We start from the raw sequence: 16874 nt of genomic DNA, 5'->3' as shown, positions 1-16874 counted from the left end.
TCTAATCATAAACAGCGTTTAGAAGGCGATTGGATTGATTAGGTCGGCCAGGATTAGCAACACGCTCATAGCCATCAAAAGTATGACGACAAACCAGGTTGCCGGCATAAGCAAAGCCGTATCTGCCGGACCAGGATCTGGCTTTCCTCGGAGCCTGTAAATACCGCGCTTAGCCGCCTCGTATACCCCACCGGCAATGTGGCCACCATCAAGCGGCAATAGCGGCAGCATGTTGAAAGCGAATAGGGCAAAGTTCAGGGAGGCAATAATCATCAACCCGGTTGCCAGTTTGTCGGTGATGTCAGCGCTGTCAGTCGCTGCAACCTCTCCGGCTAACTGACCGATGCCAACTACCGAGACGGCACCGGCTGGATTGCGCTCACCGCCGCCAAAGGTGGCATCAAAAACCTGAACCATTTGCTGGGGCAAGGTCAAAATCATTGTTCCCACTTGGGAAACCGCTGCTAGAGACTGCTCTGCGATGTATCCAGGACCTTGCTGAACCCTCTGGTTAGCAAAAACCACACCAATGACCGTGCGCTCTTGCAGCACTGGGTCACCGGACTCATCGAGTTGCACCTGACCGGTTTTGGAATCAATGACCGGACGCAGAGCAACGATTGGGGTTAGGTTTAGGTCGACGTTTTTGCCGTCTCTAAGCACGGTAAAAATGGCTGGAACCCCGGCAGGCAAAGCCTGAATCAAAACTGCTGCGTCGTCTCCCGTTTTGCCATTCACGGCAACAATTTCATCTGAGATTTGAAGGCCAGCTGCTACCGCCGGCGACGGGTCGGCGACAGGATCACAGTCAGTTACCTGCATGACGGTCGTGGCGATGCAGGGTGAGACCTGAGCGATGACATTTGTTCGTTGCGGAACACCCATGACACCCAGAACGAAGGCAAATAGGCCGAGGCCCAAAAGTAGGTTCATGAATGGACCACCAAACATGATTACCATTCGCTTGCCGACCGGCAGCTGGTAAAACTTGCGGTTTGCGTCTGCTGGGGTCTCGTGCTCGTTGTGGGCAGACCTAGCCTGACTGATCATGTCGGCAAAGAACCCGAGCTTTTTGCCAGCAGGCAAAGGTTTGGCAGCCTTTTTAGCCGGCGGATACATGCCGATCATGGTGATGAAACCACCAAGCGGGATGAGTTTTAGCGCGTACTCGGTTTCTCCGCGGCGAAACTTGAACAGCGTTGGGCCAAAGCCAATCGCATAGGTGGGAACTTTGACACCAAACTTTTTGGCTGGAACGAGATGGCCGATTTCGTGCAGACCGATTGAAACCGCAATTCCAATCGCGATGAAGAGAATTCCGCCTACGTACCAGAGAGTTTCAGTCACGTTTAGAACCTATCGGTGGTCTCTGACAATTTTCTGAGTGGAGCCCATGCTTAGCACGCGGTGACCATCGATGCCTGTGCTCGGTCGCGAGCCCATTTTTCAGCTGCCAAAACTCCCTCAAGTGAAAGTTCTTTTTCTGGTTCGTGCGCATCAACAACGCGCTTGATCAGATCTACGATTTGGTTGAATCCAATCCGTCGTTCATGAAAAGCTTCGACGGCTTCTTCGTTGGCAGCGTTATAAACGGCTGGATAGGTTAGGCCGGCTTGACCCACCTGACGGGCTAGCTTGACCGCACCAAACACAGATTCATTGAGCGGCTCGAAATTCCAGGTCGCTGCTTTAGTCCAGTCGCACGCTGGTGCAACATTCGGTACGCGATCCGGCCAGGACATACCCAAGGCAATCGGAAGCTTCATGTTTGGTGGCGAACACTGTGCCAACACCGAACCATCGATGAATTCGACCATGGAGTGAACCACCGATTGTGGGTGAACGGTTACCGCAATTCGGTCAAATGGAATATCAAAGAGCAGGTGCGCTTCAATCAACTCGAGCCCCTTGTTGACCAAAGTTGCCGAATTGGTGGTCACCACCTTGCCCATGACCCAGGTTGGGTGTGCCAGAGCCTGCTCCGGCGTCACTTCATCTAGAGCCTCGCGAGTCCAACCTCTAAATGGGCCTCCAGATGCGGTCAAGATTAACTTCTGCACTTCAGAGTGCTTTCCAGACATCAGGCACTGGGCCAGCGCAGAGTGCTCGCTATCAACTGGAACAATCTGACCTGGTTTTGCTGCAGCGGTAACCAACCGACCGCCGACTATCAGAGATTCTTTATTTGCCAGAGCAAGGGTTTTGCCGCTGTTCAAGGTAGCTAAAGTTGGCGCCAGACCAATTGAACCTGTTATGCCATTGATCACGACGTCGGCCTCGGTGTCCAACACCAACTTTGTGGCATCTTCAGCACCCAAAACCGCGTGTTTCACCCCAAACTTCGATGCCTGCTCGGCAAGCAGTTCTCGGTTGGTTCCGGCAGCCAAACCCACAACCTCAAATCGGTCAGGGTTGGCTGCTACTACCTCAAGGGCTTGGGTGCCGATTGAACCGGTTGAGCCCAAAATAATTACGCGACGCATAAGTCCATCTTGCCACTACCAGCGAGTTTGGCGTTGGGGAGGACTTGACGGTTTAGGAGGCTTAGACTTTTAGATATGAGCGAGTTCCCAGTCGCGCAAGAGCGCAAAGTAGTCACGTCAATCCCTGGCCCAAAGTCACAAGCTTTGCACGCGAGAAGGCTTGAAGCTGTTTCGGCTGGAGCCGGTGCAGCACTGCCGATTTACATCGAGGCGGCACACGGTGCAATCGTTGTCGATGCAGATGGCAACCAGCTGATTGATCTTGGTTCAGGCATCGGTGTTACCACTATTGGACACACCAACCCGGCAGTTGTGGCGGCGGTTCAAGACCAGGTTGCCAAACTCACCCACACTCTGTTCACCCTCACACCGTACGAGAACTACGTTGAGGTTTGCGAGTTCTTGAACAAGTACACCCCGGGTAACTTCAAGAAGAAGTCAGTCCTGTTCAACTCTGGTGCTGAGGCAGTGGAAAACGCGGTAAAGATTGCCCGAAAGGCAACCCGCAAGAACGGCATTGTGGTTTTCGACCACGCCTACCACGGCCGCACCAACCTCACTTTCTCGATGAACTTCAAGGCTGCTCCATACGGAAACGGTTTTGGCCCAACCGCAGCCAGCATTCAGCACGTGCCTATGTCTTACCCTTTCCGCGACCCACAGGGTATGACCGGTGAGGAAGCTGCGCAGCGCGCTATCAACTACATCGAAAAGCGTGTTGGCGTCGAAGACCTAGCGGCCATTGTTATCGAGCCAATTCAGGGCGAGGGCGGCTTTATCGTGCCGGCGCCAGGCTTCCTTCGCACCTTGAGCCAGTGGGCACGAGCCAACGGTGTAGTCGTAGTCGCCGATGAAGTTCAGTCTGGTGTGGCTAGAACCGGTAAGTGGTTTGCCAGCGAGTGGGAAGAGGGCTTTGAGCCTGACCTATTCACAATCGCCAAGGGTATTGCCGGCGGCATGCCGATCTCGGCTGTTACTGGTCGCGCAGAAATCATGGACGCTTCACACCCTGGCGGTCTTGGCGGCACCTTCGGCGGAAACCCAGTTGCAGCAGCTGCAGCGGTAGCCGTGCTCAAGCAGATTGAAGCCGGTGGTGTTATCGAACGCGCCGCAGCAATCGAGCTGGTGATTCGTGAACGCCTCGAGGCGATGAAGGCTAAGTATCCGGTGATCGGAGACATCCGTGGTCACGGAGCAATGATGGCTATTGAGTTCATCGAGCCTGGAACGCTAAACCCTAATAAGGCAGCGGTTGATGCCCTGGTAAAGCACTGCCACAGCAATGGTGTGCTGATTTTGAACGCTGGAACCTACTACAACGTAATCCGCTTCCTGCCACCATTGGCAATCTCGGATGCCTTGCTGAACGATGCTATGGACGTTCTAGAAGCTGGACTAGCAGCTCTGTAAAAGTCGAAAAAATCCCCCGGCCAGATTGGTCGGGGGATTTTTTATGCCTAAAACTTTGCGATGCGTTACTTAACCTTCTTTAGGAGTCTTGCCTTGACCGCTCCCCTGATCTGAACAATCAGCACAATGGCAATGGCCAAGAAGAACACCGCTGAACCAATCACGTTTGCCTCGGCTGGCACACCGCGGGTTGCCGCGGCGTAAATAAAGATTGGGAACGTAGTCACAGCTTGGCCACCGTTGAAGTAAGTGATGATGAAGTCATCAAAACTCAGGGCAAATGACAGCAGTGCAGCTGCAGCGATACCAGGCATGAGCAGAGGGAGGGTGATCTTTCGGAAAACAGCACTCGGACTGCCGTACAAGTCGCGCCCAGCCTCTTCAAGCGCCGGGTCGAGAGTTTGAACACGAGCCTTTACCGTCACCACCACAAAAGACAGACAGAACATTACGTGGGCAAGAATGATGGTGGTGTATCCCTGACCCAAACCGATGTTGAAGAACTCAGCTGCCAGACCTGAAGCCATGACAACCTCAGGTGTGGCCATCGGCAAGAATAGGCCGAGACTCACCCATTTGCGACCCTTGAACTTATAGCGGACCAACGCGATAGCGATCATGGTGCCGAGCACCGTTGCAATGGCGGTTGAAACCACACCGATAAGAATCGAGCTGCCGACTGCCTCACAAACGCCCTGACGCTCACAAACCTTGAGCCAGTTGTCCAGTGTAAAACCCTGCCACTGCGCATTGGATTTTGTGCTGTCGTTGAACGAGAAGGCTACGGTGTAGGCAATCGGTGTGAGTAGAAATACAAAAGCGACAATGGCGTAGAAAGGCAGGACAAGGCCTTTGAGCTTATTTGTTTTCAAAGCAGGTCCTCGCTTCCGGTGCGCTTTACGTAGACGCCCACAATCACCAGGATTACCGCCATCAGTGCCACCGATAGCGCCGATGCGATTGGCATGTTGTGCTCACTGATGTACTTGGACTCGATCACGTTTCCGAGCATCTGAGTTTGAGCCGAGCCGAGGAAGTTCTTGCTGGCGTTTACGTAGTCACCAGCCATAGGAATGAAAGTGAGCAGCGTGCCTGAGATGATTCCCGGCATAGAAAGCGGCAAAGTCACCTTGGCAAATACCTTGCTTGGGCTGGCGTAAAGGTCTCCTCCAGCCTCGAGCAGCCGAACATCAAGCTTTTCAAGTGTGGTGTACAGCGGCAGAGTCATAAACGGAATGAAGTTGTAGGTCAGACCAAAAACAACAGCAAACGGGGTGCCGATGATGTACTGATCAGGAGCCAACCAACTTAGGTCCTGAAGAGTCTTTACGATCCAAGACTCGTTAGAGAAAATTTGAGACCAGGCCAGTGTGCGAAGCAAGAAACTGATGAAGAACGGCGCAATCACCAGAGTCACCAGCATTCTCTGCAGCAACGGGCGGTTGCGCAGTTTTACACCGATGAAGTAAGCGAGCGGATAACTAATCAGCAGCGCCGCGATGGTCGCCATCAGTGCGTACGAGAACGACCGCAAGACGTGTGGCAGGTAGTCGGTTGCCAACGGCGCGAAGTTCTGAATGTTGAAACCGTACTTGAACCCCTGATCAGCCAAGCTAACGGCCTCAATGCTGCCGAGCGAAACAGCGATCAGTGAGAACAGCGGGGCTAGAAAGAATAGGGCTAGGTAGGCCAAACCCGGAGCCAATAGGACCCAGGCAACACGTGATGATTTGCGTTCGGTGTCAGCGTGCTTAACATCGCTGGTTGAGTGCGCAAATGCTCCAAACGCCACGGCTATGCTCCGGCGTGGTTCTCTGGCAGGTCGCCGAGCCCAAAACTGTGCTCTACCTTCCAGCTAACCCAAACCTTGGCCCCGACTTCAGTCACTGGGCTCTTGCCTATGTTTTGAGCAAAAACTGTGACTTCACCGATGTTTGGGATGTCAATCAAATACTGGTTACTCACACCGGTGAATCGAATGTCAATGATCTCGCCCGGGCCGATCAGGTTATGACCGGCATCCAAAGTCGGCTGCTCCTCATGGAAGAACGCCTTCTCTGGGCGAACACCGATGGCGATTTTGCCCGAGTGCTTTTCAGCACGAGCCTTTGGCACTGAGATTTTGTTGCCGGCAACATTGATACTGACGGCGTTGGCATTTTCTTCGACAACATCGCCAACGAAAAGATTCGACTGACCCAGGAACTTCGAGACAAAAACAGTTTTTGGGCGGTCGTATAGTGCCTCAGGAGCACCCATCTGCTCAATTCTGCCCTTGTTCATAACTGCCACGGTGTCAGCCATGTCCATGGCTTCTTCCTGGTCGTGAGTCACATGCAAGAACGTAAGGCCAACCTCAACTTGAATTGCCTTGAGCTCAATCTGCATTTCGCGACGAAGCTTTAGGTCAAGTGCACCCAGAGGTTCGTCCAGCAACAACAGCGATGGGCGGTTTACCAGTGCGCGAGCAAGTGCTACACGCTGCTGCTGACCACCCGAAAGCTGTTGAGGCTTGCGGTTTGCCAGGTGCTGAAGTTGAACCAGAGTCAGTGCTTCTTGAGCCTTAGCCAAGGGATCGGCAACTTTGCGCTGACGAAGACCAAAGGCCACGTTTTCGAGCACTGACATGTGTGGGAAGAGCGCGTAACTCTGGAAAACAGTGTTAATCGGGCGCTCGTGCGGCTTGGAATCAGTGATGTCCTTGCCGCCCAGAAGAATCTTTCCGGTAGTAGGTTCATCGAGGCCGGCAACTAGCCGCAGGGTCGTGGTTTTACCGCAACCTGACGGGCCTAGCAGAGCAAAAAATTGACCGGCTGGAATGTGAAGATCAAGGTCTTCAATCGCAGTAAAACCAGGGAATTCCTTTCGGATTCCTACCAGGTCAAGATCTGCGCCGGAAAAATTAGAGTTCTGGTTCACTCACCAACCTGCCTAAACGCCAGTAGCTGAGTTGAAAGCTTCGTTGAACGCTGAGTGCTCTGCGTAAGACAAAGTTCTGAATGTTTGAAGCTTGCTGGCATCAGGGAAGATTAGCGGGTTGTTGGCTAGATCTGGATCTGCTGCGGCAACGATTTCCTTGGTTCCGGCAACCGGTGGTGCGTAAACCACACCACCGAGAATTACCTGAGCCGAAACCTCTGGGTCGTAGTAGTAGTTGATTAGCTTCTCAACGTTGGTCTTGTGCTGAGCACCCATCGGAACAGTGAACGAGTCGGTGTTTAGCGTGGCACCGTTCGGGTCCATCACAAAGCCGTACTCGTCGCCCCACTCAAGGTCACCAGACCACACCAAACCGGCCACAGCGTTCTTTTGATCGAATGACTCGATGTAACCCTGGCCCTTGGTGTTGATTTGGCCATCGGCTACCTGCTTGGCAACCAGGTCAACAGCATCCATGTACTGGTCTTCAGTGACATTAGCAATGTCGATGCCCTGAGAAATCAGGATCAGACCTACAGCCTCACGGTACTCGCTCAGCATGACCACACGGCCCTTGAGCGCTGGCTGCCACAGGTCAGCCACCGAAGTCGGTGCGTCTTTTCCGGTTAGTTCCTTGTAAAGGGTTTTGTTGTAAGCAATACCGGTCATAAATGACATCCAAGGCATGCTGTACTCGCGGCCAGAGTCAAAAGTTGGCGAGGCCACTGAAGCATTCATGTTCGAGTGGTTAGGAATGTTCGCAAGGTTTAGCTTTTGAACCAGACCTGACTCGATCAGGAACGCATTCTGCCAGTCGGTAAGACACATGGTGTCGGCGCCGATGTCCTGCCCTGCAAGCAACTGCTTCTCAGCCTGGCCGTAGTACTCGTTGTTTCCGACGATGGCCTCAGGGTCGTAGTAAACCTTGATTCCGGTTTCAGCTTCAAAAGCCTTCAGCGTTGGGTAGCTGGCGTCTTCTTCACCGTCAAGGTATGCAGCCCAGTTATCCCAGGTAATTACCTTTTCAGACTCAGAAAGGTCCTCGGCAGGAGTTAGGCCGGTTTCGGTTGAACCTCCGGGTGCACATGCAGCAAGTGTGATTGCCGCTGCGGTTGCACCTGCGCCAGCCAAAGCTGCGCGTCGGGTGATTTGGTGACGTCGAGCATTTGCAACCAGCTCGCCAATCATTGGGTCTTCCGGAAGAGGCTTATTCATTGCCATGACTCCTAAACAAGAGGGGCCTTCATTGGCCCAACTAACACAACCAAAGGCGCAAAGTCGCGCTTTCATTCAAATACTGCCATAAAGTCTGGCGCGCGTGAAATCAGAGCAGGGGTGCCGCAGAAAAAATAAACCTGGTGGAAACATTTGAACTGAAGTTCACCTGGCCAGAGAGCCAACCCGAGGGCAACTCCGGCCTGTCGGTGCCGGACCTAAACCCCAACTGCGATTGAGACACCGGGTCGGCGCGCCCGAGAAGGATGCGGAGACCGAAGTTGGCAAGCATGGCCTGCGATACACCGGTGAGCGCCTGAGAAGCGGCGATAAGGTGCATGCCGAGAGAACGACCGCGTGCCAGCAGGCTGCTTAGGGCCGGCTGCGCATTCGGCGAGCGCAAGAACACCTCAGCCAACTCGTCAATGACAATAAAGAGTTGATTCTCAAGTGCCTCACCCCGCGCCAGTGCTTTCTCACGCCGGCTCAATTCAACCCCCACCTGCCTCCAGAGCTCAACTGAGTCGTGGTCATCGATGTCCGTGACGTATCGCTGAACAGCCGGACTGGTGCTATAGCCAGCAAAGGCTGCTCCCCCTTTGAAATCCAGGAGCCAAAACTGATACCGCCCGTCCAGTGCCTCGGGCGATGCGAGGGCACCAGAAACAAGCTGCCTGAGCAAAATACTTTTACCCGATCCGGTTGCTCCGATAACTAGGAGATGGGCTTCGGCCCCATCTAACCTCAAGGTGACAGGCTCACCTGATTCAGTGGCTCCGATAGTGAAACCCCCGGGTGTCGGTTCTAGCCACTGGTGTGCCGCTGTCAGCCGAGCAATTGTTCTGCGAGTTTGTAATTCCGGCTTGAGTTTCCGGTACAGGGCGTCGTGCCACTCCTGCTTCCAAAAGATCTGCCAGCGCGGCAGCTGTCTTTCCCCGATGTAGACCAAGCCATCAACAATCTCGATGGGCTTTGAAAGATCGATGTCACGGCTTCGTCGACCTCGGGCGGCCAAGGGAAAAATAATTAGCGACAGCAGGGCCAATGCCAGCATGTGCCAAGCGCCGGTGGTGGCACCTGCCACGAGCCCCAGAATGACTGAAGGCACTAACCACACGAATTGCATTCAAAAAGATTGGGCCCAAGCGCTCTTGCCTGGACCCAATCGGTCAAATCTGTGGAGAAACCCCCGCGTAAAGCCGATGGCGCTAGTCTCCGATGTAACTCATAACGTGCTTGATGCGCGTGTAGTCCTCAAAACCGTACTGTGAAAGGTCTTTACCGTAGCCCGAGTGACGGAAACCACCGTGTGGCATTTCAGCCGCTAGTGGAATGTGCGTGTTGATCCAGACACAACCAAAGTTCAGGCTCTTTGAGAATCGCATGGCACGGGTGTGGTTCTGGGTCCACACTGATGATGCCAAACCGTATTTGACATCGTTGGCCCAGCGAAGCGCCTCATCGTCGTTAGCAAACTTCTGAACGGTAACCACCGGGCCAAAGATTTCACTTTGAATGTGCTCATCTTTTTGCTTTAGCCCTGACAAGACGGCAGCCTCTAGGAAGTAACCCCGATCGCCAACACGGACCCCGCCAGTTTCGAGGTTGGCGTGGTCTGGCAGGCGGTCGATAAAGCCTTGAACGCGCTCAAGCTGACCGGCGTTGTTGAGCGGACCGTAAAGGATGTCGTCACGGCTCGGGTCGCCAGTAATTGCGTTTGCCTTTACTTCGGCTACCAATAAAGCCAAGAACTCATCGTGAACGGACTCATGCACCAAGATGCGGGTAGCAGCTGTGCAGTCCTGACCTGCGTTGAAGTATCCAGCGATTGCAATCTGTGCAGCCGCCTTCTGCAAATCAGCGTCTGCACAAACTATTACTGGCGCCTTGCCGCCCAGCTCCAGGTGCACGCGCTTTAGGTCGGTGGCAGCAGACTTAGCAACCTCCATACCTGCTCGAACGGATCCGGTAATTGAAACCATCTGAGGAATTTCATTTTCAATCATGGCGCGACCGGTGTCTCGGTTGCCAGCAACCACGTTGAACACGCCCTTTGGCAAAAACTCTGCGGCAATTTCGGCCAAGAGGAGGGTCGATGCTGGAGTAGTGTCTGAAGGTTTGATGACCACTGTGTTGCCCGCTGCAATTGCAGGAGCAAATTTCCATACAGCCATGTTGAGTGGATAGTTCCAAGGGGTGACCTGTCCAATCACACCGATAGGCTCACGCCGAATCCATGACGTGTGATCACGGGCGTACTCGGCAGCGGCCTTGCCCTCTAGGTTTCTGGCAGCGCCGGCAAAAAAGCGGATCTGGTCCACCGATGGAGCCATCTCGTATTCGACCAGGGTGCTTCTAGGTTTTCCGGTGTTTTCCGACTCCACATCGGCAGCCTCTTCAGCACGGGCTTCGAGTGCGTCGGCAATTCTGAACAGGGCTAGTTGGCGTTCACTCGGAGTGAATTGACTCCACTCCTCGAAGCCCTTGGCTGCGGCCTGATACGCAGCATCGACATCGGCTGCCGACGAGACCGGAGCGTGAGCATAAGCCTCTCCTGTGGCCGGGTTAATTACTTCGCTGGTTTCCCCAGACTTTGAATCAACGTACTCACCATTGATGAAGTTTTTCAGTTGTCGCACCGACATCGGTCTTCTCCTTAGAGGTTTGGGCTTCAGTTGCGATTCTAATCAGGATTCGCTACCGACAAAATCATGAATCCGAAGGCAAATATCACAATTGGCTATCAAATCAGTCGTGAAATGGCGACTCGAGCGCGTTTTCGTTTGCTAAATGGCTTTTTCACTGTCAAAATCGTTGTATGTCACGAGTCCAACGCACCAACTCAACGCAGCTAGACGACGTTTCTCGATCAATCATCGAGCAGCTGCAGACTGACGGGCGCCGTTCCTATGCCGAAATCGGAAAGAACGTTGGACTAAGCGAGGCCGCCGCGCGCCAGCGAGTTCAGAAACTTACGGATTCTGGCGTACTTCAGATTGTGGCCGTGACAGATCCAAAACAGCTTGGGTTTCATCGCCAGGCAATGATCGGTGTTCGCTGCGGCGGCGACACCAGAGAAATCGCGAAAAAGCTGACCGCGATGCCCGAGGTGGACTATGTGGTCCTCACCGCCGGGAGCTTTGACATTTTGGTTGAGGTGGTCTGTGAGAACGATGATGAACTCATCGCCCTCCTCAATTCAAAGATCCGGACTCTGCCCGGAGTAACTTCTACCGAATCGTTCGTGTATTTGAAGGTGCAAAAGCAGGTTTACAACTGGGGAACCAGATGAGTCTCCAGCCAAACAAATAGTAAAGAGTGATATCAAATGGCTATCTGGAATCGAAAGAAAGCAGAATCCGCCACCCCTCTCCTTGACGCGCGTAAAGCAGGTCAGGAACCAACCCCACAAATGCTGCAGCAGGCCGCCAAGGACAACATGTTCTTGCACTTCACCCGCCACAGCCCATACTTCGCCAAGAACGGCGAAATTCCGATAATTACTCACGCCGAGGGCCACCACTTCTGGGACCAAAATGGCAAAAAGTATTTTGATGGCATTTCCAGCCTTTTCTCGGTGAACGCTGGTCACGGACGCCACCGCCTGGCCGAAGCCGCCGCAAAGCAGATGAAGGAGTTGGACTACTTCCCGCTCTGGTCTCACGCTCACAAACCAGGTATTGAACTTTCTGAGCGCCTACTCTCGTACGCACCAAAGAACATGTCGCGAGTCTTCTTCACGACCGGTGGTGGCGAGGCCAACGAAACAGCATGGAAGCTTGCCAAGCAGTACTTCAAACTTCAGGGCAAGCCGATGAAGCACAAGGTACTCACCCGCGCAGTTGCCTACCACGGCACCTCGCACGGAGCGCTTTCGCTAACCGGTATTCCATCGATGAAAAAGGCCTTTGAGCCACTTGTTCCATCAACATTCCGTGTGCCAAACACCAACTGGTACCGCGCTCAGGACGACTTCGAGACAGAGGAAGACTTTGCCAAGTGGGCAGCCGACCGAGTTGAAGAAATGATTCTGTTTGAAGACCCAGACACGGTTGCAGCATTCTTCCTTGAGCCAGTCCAAAACTCTGGTGGTTGTTTCACAGCGCCGAAGAGCTACTTCAAGCGGGTTCGCGAGATCTGCGATAAGTACGACGTGATTTTGGTAGCAGATGAAACCATTGATGGTTTCGGTCGCATCGGAACCATGTTTGCTTCGGAGCTCTACGACTTCGAGCCTGACATGTTGGTTTGTGCCAAGGGCATGACCTCGGCCTACGCCCCTATCGGTGCATTGATCATGTCAGAGAAGTTCTTTGAGCCATTCAAGCAGGGCACCACACTGTTCCCACACGGATACACCTACGGTGGCCACCCAGTTTCTTGTGCAGTTGCACTGGAGAACCTAGATATTTTCGACGAGGAAGACCTGGTCGGAAATGTTCGTCGGAATGCACCGGAATTCCGCCGCACGCTTGAGAAACTGCGCGATCTGCCAATTGTGGGCGATGTTCGAGGCGAAGGTTACTTCTACGCCATTGAGCTTGTGAAAGACAAGAACACCAAGGAAACCTTCAACGACGCTGAGTCCGAGAAGTTGCTCCGCGGAATCTTGTCACACCGCATGTTTGAAGAAGGGCTCTACTGCCGCTCAGATGACCGTGGCGACCCAGTAGTCCAACTTGCTCCACCCCTAACGATCGGGCCGGATCAGTTCAACGAAATCGAACAGATTCTCCGAGGTTGCTTGGATGAAGCCTGGCGGGCGATGTAGTTCTCCACAGAATTTGGCTCGCGTCGAATGACGATGAATGCATGAACGAAAGTTAGGGCATGACAAACATCAACTTCGACGCGAGCCTTTCTTTTAACTCTCCGCTTGGCGTTATCTCGATTCACTCACGAAACGAAAAGGTGGTGCGGCTTGTAATAGGCGGCGAGCCAGCCCCGGCAAATGGCCGTAGCAGCACACTTCGCAAGGCTGAGCGCCAAATATCGCGCTACCTCAGCGGCAAGTCCAAAACACTAGATTTTGAAGTTGCCACGCAAGGAACCCCTTTTCAAGAGGCCGTTTGGCGTGCGCTTGAGAGCATTAAATTTGGCAAGACGCTTAGCTACGGGCAGATTGCCCAATTGTGCGGAAACCCAAAAGCGGTTCGAGCCGTGGGCGGCGCAGTGGCAGCAAACCCAGTTCCGCTTCGAATTCCATGCCATCGGGTACTCGGTTCGACAGGACAGGTTACTGGGTACACGCCAGGGCTTGGAATTCCGACCAAGTTGGCCCTTCTCAAACTTGAGGGGGGGGGTTAGCTCACATACCAGTTTTGAAAGATTAGACAGCATTCAGACATAAACCCTTTGAGGCACCTGGCCCTAGATTCGAGAGCAGCATGACACCCGAACACTTCGTCGCGACGTATCGCGAGCATTTACCGGCAATCAGTCGGTACTTGGGGCGTCGCGTTGACCGGGATCAGGTTGAGGATTTAGCCGCAATGGTTTTTGAGGTTGCCTGGCAAAAACGAGACTCGGTAGCACTGGGCCAAGAACTCCCCTGGCTCTATAAAATTGCGAGTTTCCAGGTTTCAAATTTTCGTCGCCGACAAAGTTCCGCGTTGAAGTTTCTAACCCTAACCCTGAGTCCCGACAACGCACCCTCGGCAGAATCGCTAGCTGTATTCGATGCGGATCTAGCGGCCGGATGGGCAAAACTGAGCGCCTCAGATCGAGCATTGCTTGCGTTGGTGGCCTTTGACGGCCTGGGGGTTGGCGAAGCCGCTGGAGCGCTCAGTATTTCTGCCAATGCCGCCAGCGCAAAGCTGCACCGCGCCAGAGCCAAACTTGCAAAATATCTAGCCGTGAAAGATTAGAGACTCGGGCGACATAAACCAGATATGAGAGAAAACAATCTGGATGCCCGCCTAAAAGCAGCCGACCCAGTGGTCGAAGTTGAACTAGGAAGTGAGGTACTGCACAACGCCACAACTACACAAGCCCATGGGCTTGGGCGTAAGCACCGCATGAATGCCGCCGCTAGACCGAGGTTCATCTTGACCGCGCTGGCTGCAGCGGGAGCACTTGCCATCACGATTCCATTGACCCTGTCTCCCGGGGAGCCGCAATACTTGCTATCCGTGGGCGACTCGCAGAGCAGCTCTATGCTTGGCGCCAAGGGAGCACCCGGAACCGAAGCCGACCAAGGTGTGCGCGACATGATGATGTGGACGCAGTACAACTATCTAGCCGGTGATTCGCTGGGCAGTGAGGCTGGCCAGGGCGTGGCCTATAAAGCCAAGCTAAATGGCTCACCAACTGATTACCTATTGATGCTTGGCCGGGTCTTCTCGATCGAAGGAACCCCAAAAGAATCGCAGTACTCGTCGGCAGAATGGCCAACCTGGGTGCTCGGACCAGAGGATGGTTCCGGTCCAAACGTTTACTTGAACTGGTCTGGTAACGGAAGTTGGTGGTACAACGATCCGAGCGCCTGGCCAAACGTTCAAGCTCTGAAATCCTGCGAACCAGTAGCCAGCGATGGCGAAGTCGATCAGGTTGACCCGGATTGCTCTGGCTTTGTCGAAACACCAATTAAATCAGGCAAGGTTCCAACCGAATCCGAACTTGTGGAACAGGCGAATCAGATTTTTACCTCCGCGGGCGTGAGTTTTCCTAGAAATCAGCTTCGGGTGCCACGTGACACCTGGGGTGCTTCTGTTGAAGCATCGATGTTTTTGAATGGCAGCCCAACCGCCGAGATGTGGTGGATGAGTTGGTCTGACTCTGGAGCACTGGCCAGCGTCAGCGGCTTCGCGGCAGAGTTTGAACAAATGGGAACCTTCAACACCGTGAGCCAACAATCGGCGGTCTCTCGACTTGCCGATTATCGCTACTCGGGCGGCGTTGCCTACAAGTTTTATAACTCAGGTATTGCGTTGCCCATGGCCAATGGTATTGACACCCGCGAACTTGACCCCGAGTCAGCGCTTGAACCAGAGATTTTGGATCTAGCCATCGATTCTGCAGAATCAGCTAACGTCACTATTTGGGCTTCAGACAACTCGGTTTGGATCCTGCCCGGATACGTCTACTACGCAAAAGATGCTTTTGCCGGTGCCGTGTTTGCACTGGAGGACGGTCTCGTAAAGCTACCTGAGATTGAGGTAACTAAGTAGCCTGGCGGGTTACAACTGTGATGACGCGGTCGGAAACCTCGAGCTTGAGGCCGGCTAGGCTCGCTCGTTCAGCGAGCTCATCGATGGTTTTCGGAATTTCCTGACCGATCAACGCACTTCGAACCAGCTGCCCTTTGGCTTTCTTGTTGAAGTGATTGAGCTGTTCCCTAACACCATTGTCCTTTTCCACGAAAACAACCACCGAGTAGGCGCCAACTTCGGCAGGTATCGGAGCCAACTCGGCATACGCCTTGGACCTTAGATCCAGAATGGGCGCCGAACCAAAAGCCGACCAAAGGGAAAGATGCGCGTCTGCCCAGGTTTTTTTGAGGTCCAGACCGTTCAACTTGCGACTCGGATTCAGCTTATAAACCGGCAGAGCGTCGTTTACCCCGACCAAGCCAAACAGCGCAGACTGAATGAATACGGCCCCATGAGCCAGCGCACGCTCGGCTTCTGTTAGCGAATTATTCGCCGTACTGGTGCCCTTTAACCCGCGACCATGAACAGCTGAAAACAAGGTTCCGGTATAGCGGTCTATTGCCGCCATTCCCGGCACCCCATAGATTTCGCTGGACCCGTAGGCGCCAAGCACAGCTTTGCGAGCCTCAATGAGGTCAGGAAAACTGAGTTGCTCAAGTGCAAAGGATTGGCTACCACCAGTGGCCTTGGTCTCGGACGGCGGCAGCAAAAAGTACATACCAATAGCCTATTTCGATGAGCCTAGACTTGAGGCATGGTCAAGCTAACGAAGATTTATACCCGCACTGGTGACGAAGGCATGACGGGTTTGAGTGATTTCTCGAGAACCAGAAAAACCGACCCTCGCATTGAGGCCTACGCAGACGTGGATGAAGCCAATTCGGCCATCGGTGTTGCCGTGGCCCTGGCAAAAAATGAGTTTGACGCAGAGACTCTCGCGTTGCTGTCACAGATACAAAATGAACTTTTTGACCTCGGCGCGGATCTGTCAAACCCGCTCAACGAACACTACGAATATGAGCCATTGAGGGTCAACAATCTCTGGATCGACGCACTCGAGGCGGCCATCGATAAGTACAACGGACAGCTCACCAAACTAGACTCGTTCATCATTCCGGGCGGCACTGGATTATCGGCCGGCCTTCACCTGGCGAGAACTGTGGTCAGAAGGGCCGAACGTGCCACCTGGCATGCGATCGAAGCGTATGGCACCGAGCCAGCCAAACGTGGCCAGCACAATGGCGGCATCAATGTAGCGGCTGCCAAGTACTTGAACCGGCTGAGCGACCTACTGTTTGTTCTGGCTAGGTACGCCAATCTAAATCACGGCGGCGATGTGAAATGGGTTCCGGCCGCCAACCGAGAGAACTAGACCTTAAGCGAAAAACCCCACCGATTCGGTGGGGTTTTTCAGTTAACTCTTTACGAAAGAATTTAGATCAATGCGGCATGACGAGCAACAACTGAAACTACGTTGTGCTCAACCGAAAGGAAACCCTCTTCAGCACTTGCCTTGATGACGTTGCCGTCTTCAAGAGTGATGCGCACTTCACCAGAGCTGAGAATAGCCAGCATTGGTTCGTGACCTGGAAGCAAACCGATCTCACCCTCGACGGTCTTAGCAACAACCATCTTGGCTTCGCCAGACCATACGGCCTTCTCGGCAGCTACAAGTTCAACGCGCAGAGTTGCCATG

The 16874-nt window shown here is 53.7% G+C and carries 17 protein-coding genes; 7 read left to right on the top strand and 10 right to left on the bottom strand.

The features are described from left to right. Positions 1-18 precede the first annotated feature (18 nt). Together OO731_RS02010 and dxr are read right to left on the bottom strand one after the other, a co-directional pair. On the bottom strand, positions 19-1347 hold the full coding sequence (locus OO731_RS02010) for a site-2 protease family protein (protein WP_264890454.1): 1329 nt from the start codon (positions 1345-1347) through the stop codon (positions 19-21). 50 nt (positions 1348-1397) lie between these two features. Continuing rightward, positions 1398-2483 carry a 1-deoxy-D-xylulose-5-phosphate reductoisomerase gene (gene dxr / locus OO731_RS02005; RefSeq protein ID WP_264890453.1) on the bottom strand — a complete coding sequence of 362 codons (1086 nt, stop codon included), beginning with the start codon at positions 2481-2483 and terminating at the stop codon, positions 1398-1400. 75 nt (positions 2484-2558) lie between these two features. Between dxr and gabT the strand changes: the two genes are divergently transcribed. After that, the gene (gabT, locus tag OO731_RS02000) at positions 2559-3893 is read left to right on the top strand and encodes a 4-aminobutyrate--2-oxoglutarate transaminase (RefSeq protein ID WP_264890452.1); all 1335 of its coding nucleotides are present in this window, start codon (positions 2559-2561) and stop codon (positions 3891-3893) included. 65 nt (positions 3894-3958) lie between these two features. On the opposite strand, the gene OO731_RS01995 is transcribed toward gabT, so the two are convergent. The 6 genes from OO731_RS01995 to OO731_RS01970 all read right to left on the bottom strand — a co-directional run bounded on the left by OO731_RS01995 (position 3959) and on the right by OO731_RS01970 (position 10672). Continuing rightward, the gene (locus OO731_RS01995; RefSeq protein ID WP_264890451.1) at positions 3959-4765 is read right to left on the bottom strand and encodes an ABC transporter permease; all 807 of its coding nucleotides are present in this window, start codon (positions 4763-4765) and stop codon (positions 3959-3961) included. Continuing rightward, positions 4762-5685 carry an ABC transporter permease gene (locus tag OO731_RS01990; RefSeq protein ID WP_138275153.1) on the bottom strand — a complete coding sequence of 308 codons (924 nt, stop codon included), beginning with the start codon at positions 5683-5685 and terminating at the stop codon, positions 4762-4764. Before OO731_RS01990 ends, OO731_RS01995 begins: the two co-directional genes overlap by 4 nt. A gap of 2 nt (positions 5686-5687) precedes the next feature. Next, positions 5688-6812, bottom strand: coding sequence for an ABC transporter ATP-binding protein (locus OO731_RS01985; RefSeq protein WP_264890450.1), 1125 nt, complete (start codon positions 6810-6812; stop codon positions 5688-5690). 12 nt (positions 6813-6824) lie between these two features. Next, the gene (locus OO731_RS01980; RefSeq protein WP_264890449.1) at positions 6825-8027 is read right to left on the bottom strand and encodes an extracellular solute-binding protein; all 1203 of its coding nucleotides are present in this window, start codon (positions 8025-8027) and stop codon (positions 6825-6827) included. Between the two features lie 109 nt (positions 8028-8136). Next, positions 8137-9153 carry an FtsK/SpoIIIE domain-containing protein gene (locus OO731_RS01975; protein ID WP_264890448.1) on the bottom strand — a complete coding sequence of 339 codons (1017 nt, stop codon included), beginning with the start codon at positions 9151-9153 and terminating at the stop codon, positions 8137-8139. 82 nt (positions 9154-9235) lie between these two features. After that, on the bottom strand, positions 9236-10672 hold the full coding sequence (locus OO731_RS01970; RefSeq protein WP_264890447.1) for a gamma-aminobutyraldehyde dehydrogenase: 1437 nt from the start codon (positions 10670-10672) through the stop codon (positions 9236-9238). A 173-nt stretch (positions 10673-10845) separates the two neighbouring features. On the opposite strand from OO731_RS01970, the gene OO731_RS01965 reads away from it, so the two are divergent. From OO731_RS01965 to OO731_RS01945, 5 genes are all read left to right on the top strand, one after another. Continuing rightward, positions 10846-11319, top strand: coding sequence for an Lrp/AsnC family transcriptional regulator (locus tag OO731_RS01965; RefSeq protein WP_138275148.1), 474 nt, complete (start codon positions 10846-10848; stop codon positions 11317-11319). A 120-nt stretch (positions 11320-11439) separates the two neighbouring features. After that, positions 11440-12798 carry an aspartate aminotransferase family protein gene (locus tag OO731_RS01960; protein ID WP_264890655.1) on the top strand — a complete coding sequence of 453 codons (1359 nt, stop codon included), beginning with the start codon at positions 11440-11442 and terminating at the stop codon, positions 12796-12798. A 59-nt stretch (positions 12799-12857) separates the two neighbouring features. Then, positions 12858-13334, top strand: a complete 477-nt coding sequence (locus OO731_RS01955) for a methylated-DNA--[protein]-cysteine S-methyltransferase (protein ID WP_264890446.1) — start codon at positions 12858-12860, stop codon at positions 13332-13334. An 80-nt stretch (positions 13335-13414) separates the two neighbouring features. Continuing rightward, positions 13415-13894, top strand: coding sequence for a sigma-70 family RNA polymerase sigma factor (locus tag OO731_RS01950; RefSeq protein ID WP_264890445.1), 480 nt, complete (start codon positions 13415-13417; stop codon positions 13892-13894). Positions 13895-13918: 24 nt separating this feature from the next. Continuing rightward, entirely contained in the window at positions 13919-15196 is a 1278-nt protein-coding gene (locus OO731_RS01945) for a hypothetical protein (RefSeq protein ID WP_264890444.1), read from the top strand. Here OO731_RS01945 and yaaA read toward each other — a convergent pair. Then, positions 15189-15896, bottom strand: a complete 708-nt coding sequence (gene yaaA, locus OO731_RS01940) for a peroxide stress protein YaaA (RefSeq protein ID WP_264890443.1) — start codon at positions 15894-15896, stop codon at positions 15189-15191. The two genes, OO731_RS01945 and yaaA, sit on opposite strands and share 8 nt — an antisense overlap. 36 nt (positions 15897-15932) lie before the next feature. Here yaaA and OO731_RS01935 point away from each other — a divergent pair, with 36 nt between their 5' ends. Next, positions 15933-16550: a cob(I)yrinic acid a,c-diamide adenosyltransferase gene (locus tag OO731_RS01935; RefSeq protein WP_138275143.1), complete on the top strand. Its 618-nt coding sequence runs from the start codon at positions 15933-15935 to the stop codon at positions 16548-16550. Between the two features lie 62 nt (positions 16551-16612). Here OO731_RS01935 and OO731_RS01930 read toward each other — a convergent pair whose 3' ends face one another. Beyond that, a complete protein-coding gene (locus OO731_RS01930; protein ID WP_138275142.1) occupies positions 16613-16873 on the bottom strand; it encodes a F0F1 ATP synthase subunit epsilon in 261 nt (86 codons plus the stop codon). Position 16874: the final 1 nt, after the last annotated feature.

This window comes from Rhodoluna sp. KAS3 (genome assembly GCF_026000575.1).
Lineage (GTDB): Bacteria > Actinomycetota > Actinomycetes > Actinomycetales > Microbacteriaceae > Rhodoluna.
The sequence above is the reverse complement of the archived record's forward strand: the minus strand, read 5'-3'. Positions and strand labels throughout refer to the sequence as shown.

Bases quoted from the DNA above. Each gene is read 5' to 3' on its own strand.
- dxr (WP_264890453.1), bottom strand. From the start codon at position 2,483: ATGCGTCGCGTAATTATTTTGGGCTCAACCGGTTCAATCGGCACCCAA.
- gabT (WP_264890452.1), top strand. From the start codon at position 2,559: ATGAGCGAGTTCCCAGTCGCGCAAGAGCGCAAAGTAGTCACGTCAATC.
- OO731_RS01980 (WP_264890449.1), bottom strand. From the start codon at position 8,027: ATGAATAAGCCTCTTCCGGAAGACCCAATGATTGGCGAGCTGGTTGCA.
- OO731_RS01975 (WP_264890448.1), bottom strand. From the start codon at position 9,153: ATGCAATTCGTGTGGTTAGTGCCTTCAGTCATTCTGGGGCTCGTGGCA.
- OO731_RS01970 (WP_264890447.1), bottom strand. From the start codon at position 10,672: ATGTCGGTGCGACAACTGAAAAACTTCATCAATGGTGAGTACGTTGAT.
- OO731_RS01965 (WP_138275148.1), top strand. From the start codon at position 10,846: ATGTCACGAGTCCAACGCACCAACTCAACGCAGCTAGACGACGTTTCT.
- OO731_RS01960 (WP_264890655.1), top strand. From the start codon at position 11,440: ATGCTGCAGCAGGCCGCCAAGGACAACATGTTCTTGCACTTCACCCGC.
- OO731_RS01955 (WP_264890446.1), top strand. From the start codon at position 12,858: ATGACAAACATCAACTTCGACGCGAGCCTTTCTTTTAACTCTCCGCTT.
- OO731_RS01950 (WP_264890445.1), top strand. From the start codon at position 13,415: ATGACACCCGAACACTTCGTCGCGACGTATCGCGAGCATTTACCGGCA.
- OO731_RS01945 (WP_264890444.1), top strand. From the start codon at position 13,919: ATGAGAGAAAACAATCTGGATGCCCGCCTAAAAGCAGCCGACCCAGTG.
- yaaA (WP_264890443.1), bottom strand. From the start codon at position 15,896: ATGTACTTTTTGCTGCCGCCGTCCGAGACCAAGGCCACTGGTGGTAGC.
- OO731_RS01935 (WP_138275143.1), top strand. From the start codon at position 15,933: ATGGTCAAGCTAACGAAGATTTATACCCGCACTGGTGACGAAGGCATG.
- OO731_RS01930 (WP_138275142.1), bottom strand. From the start codon at position 16,873: ATGGCAACTCTGCGCGTTGAACTTGTAGCTGCCGAGAAGGCCGTATGG.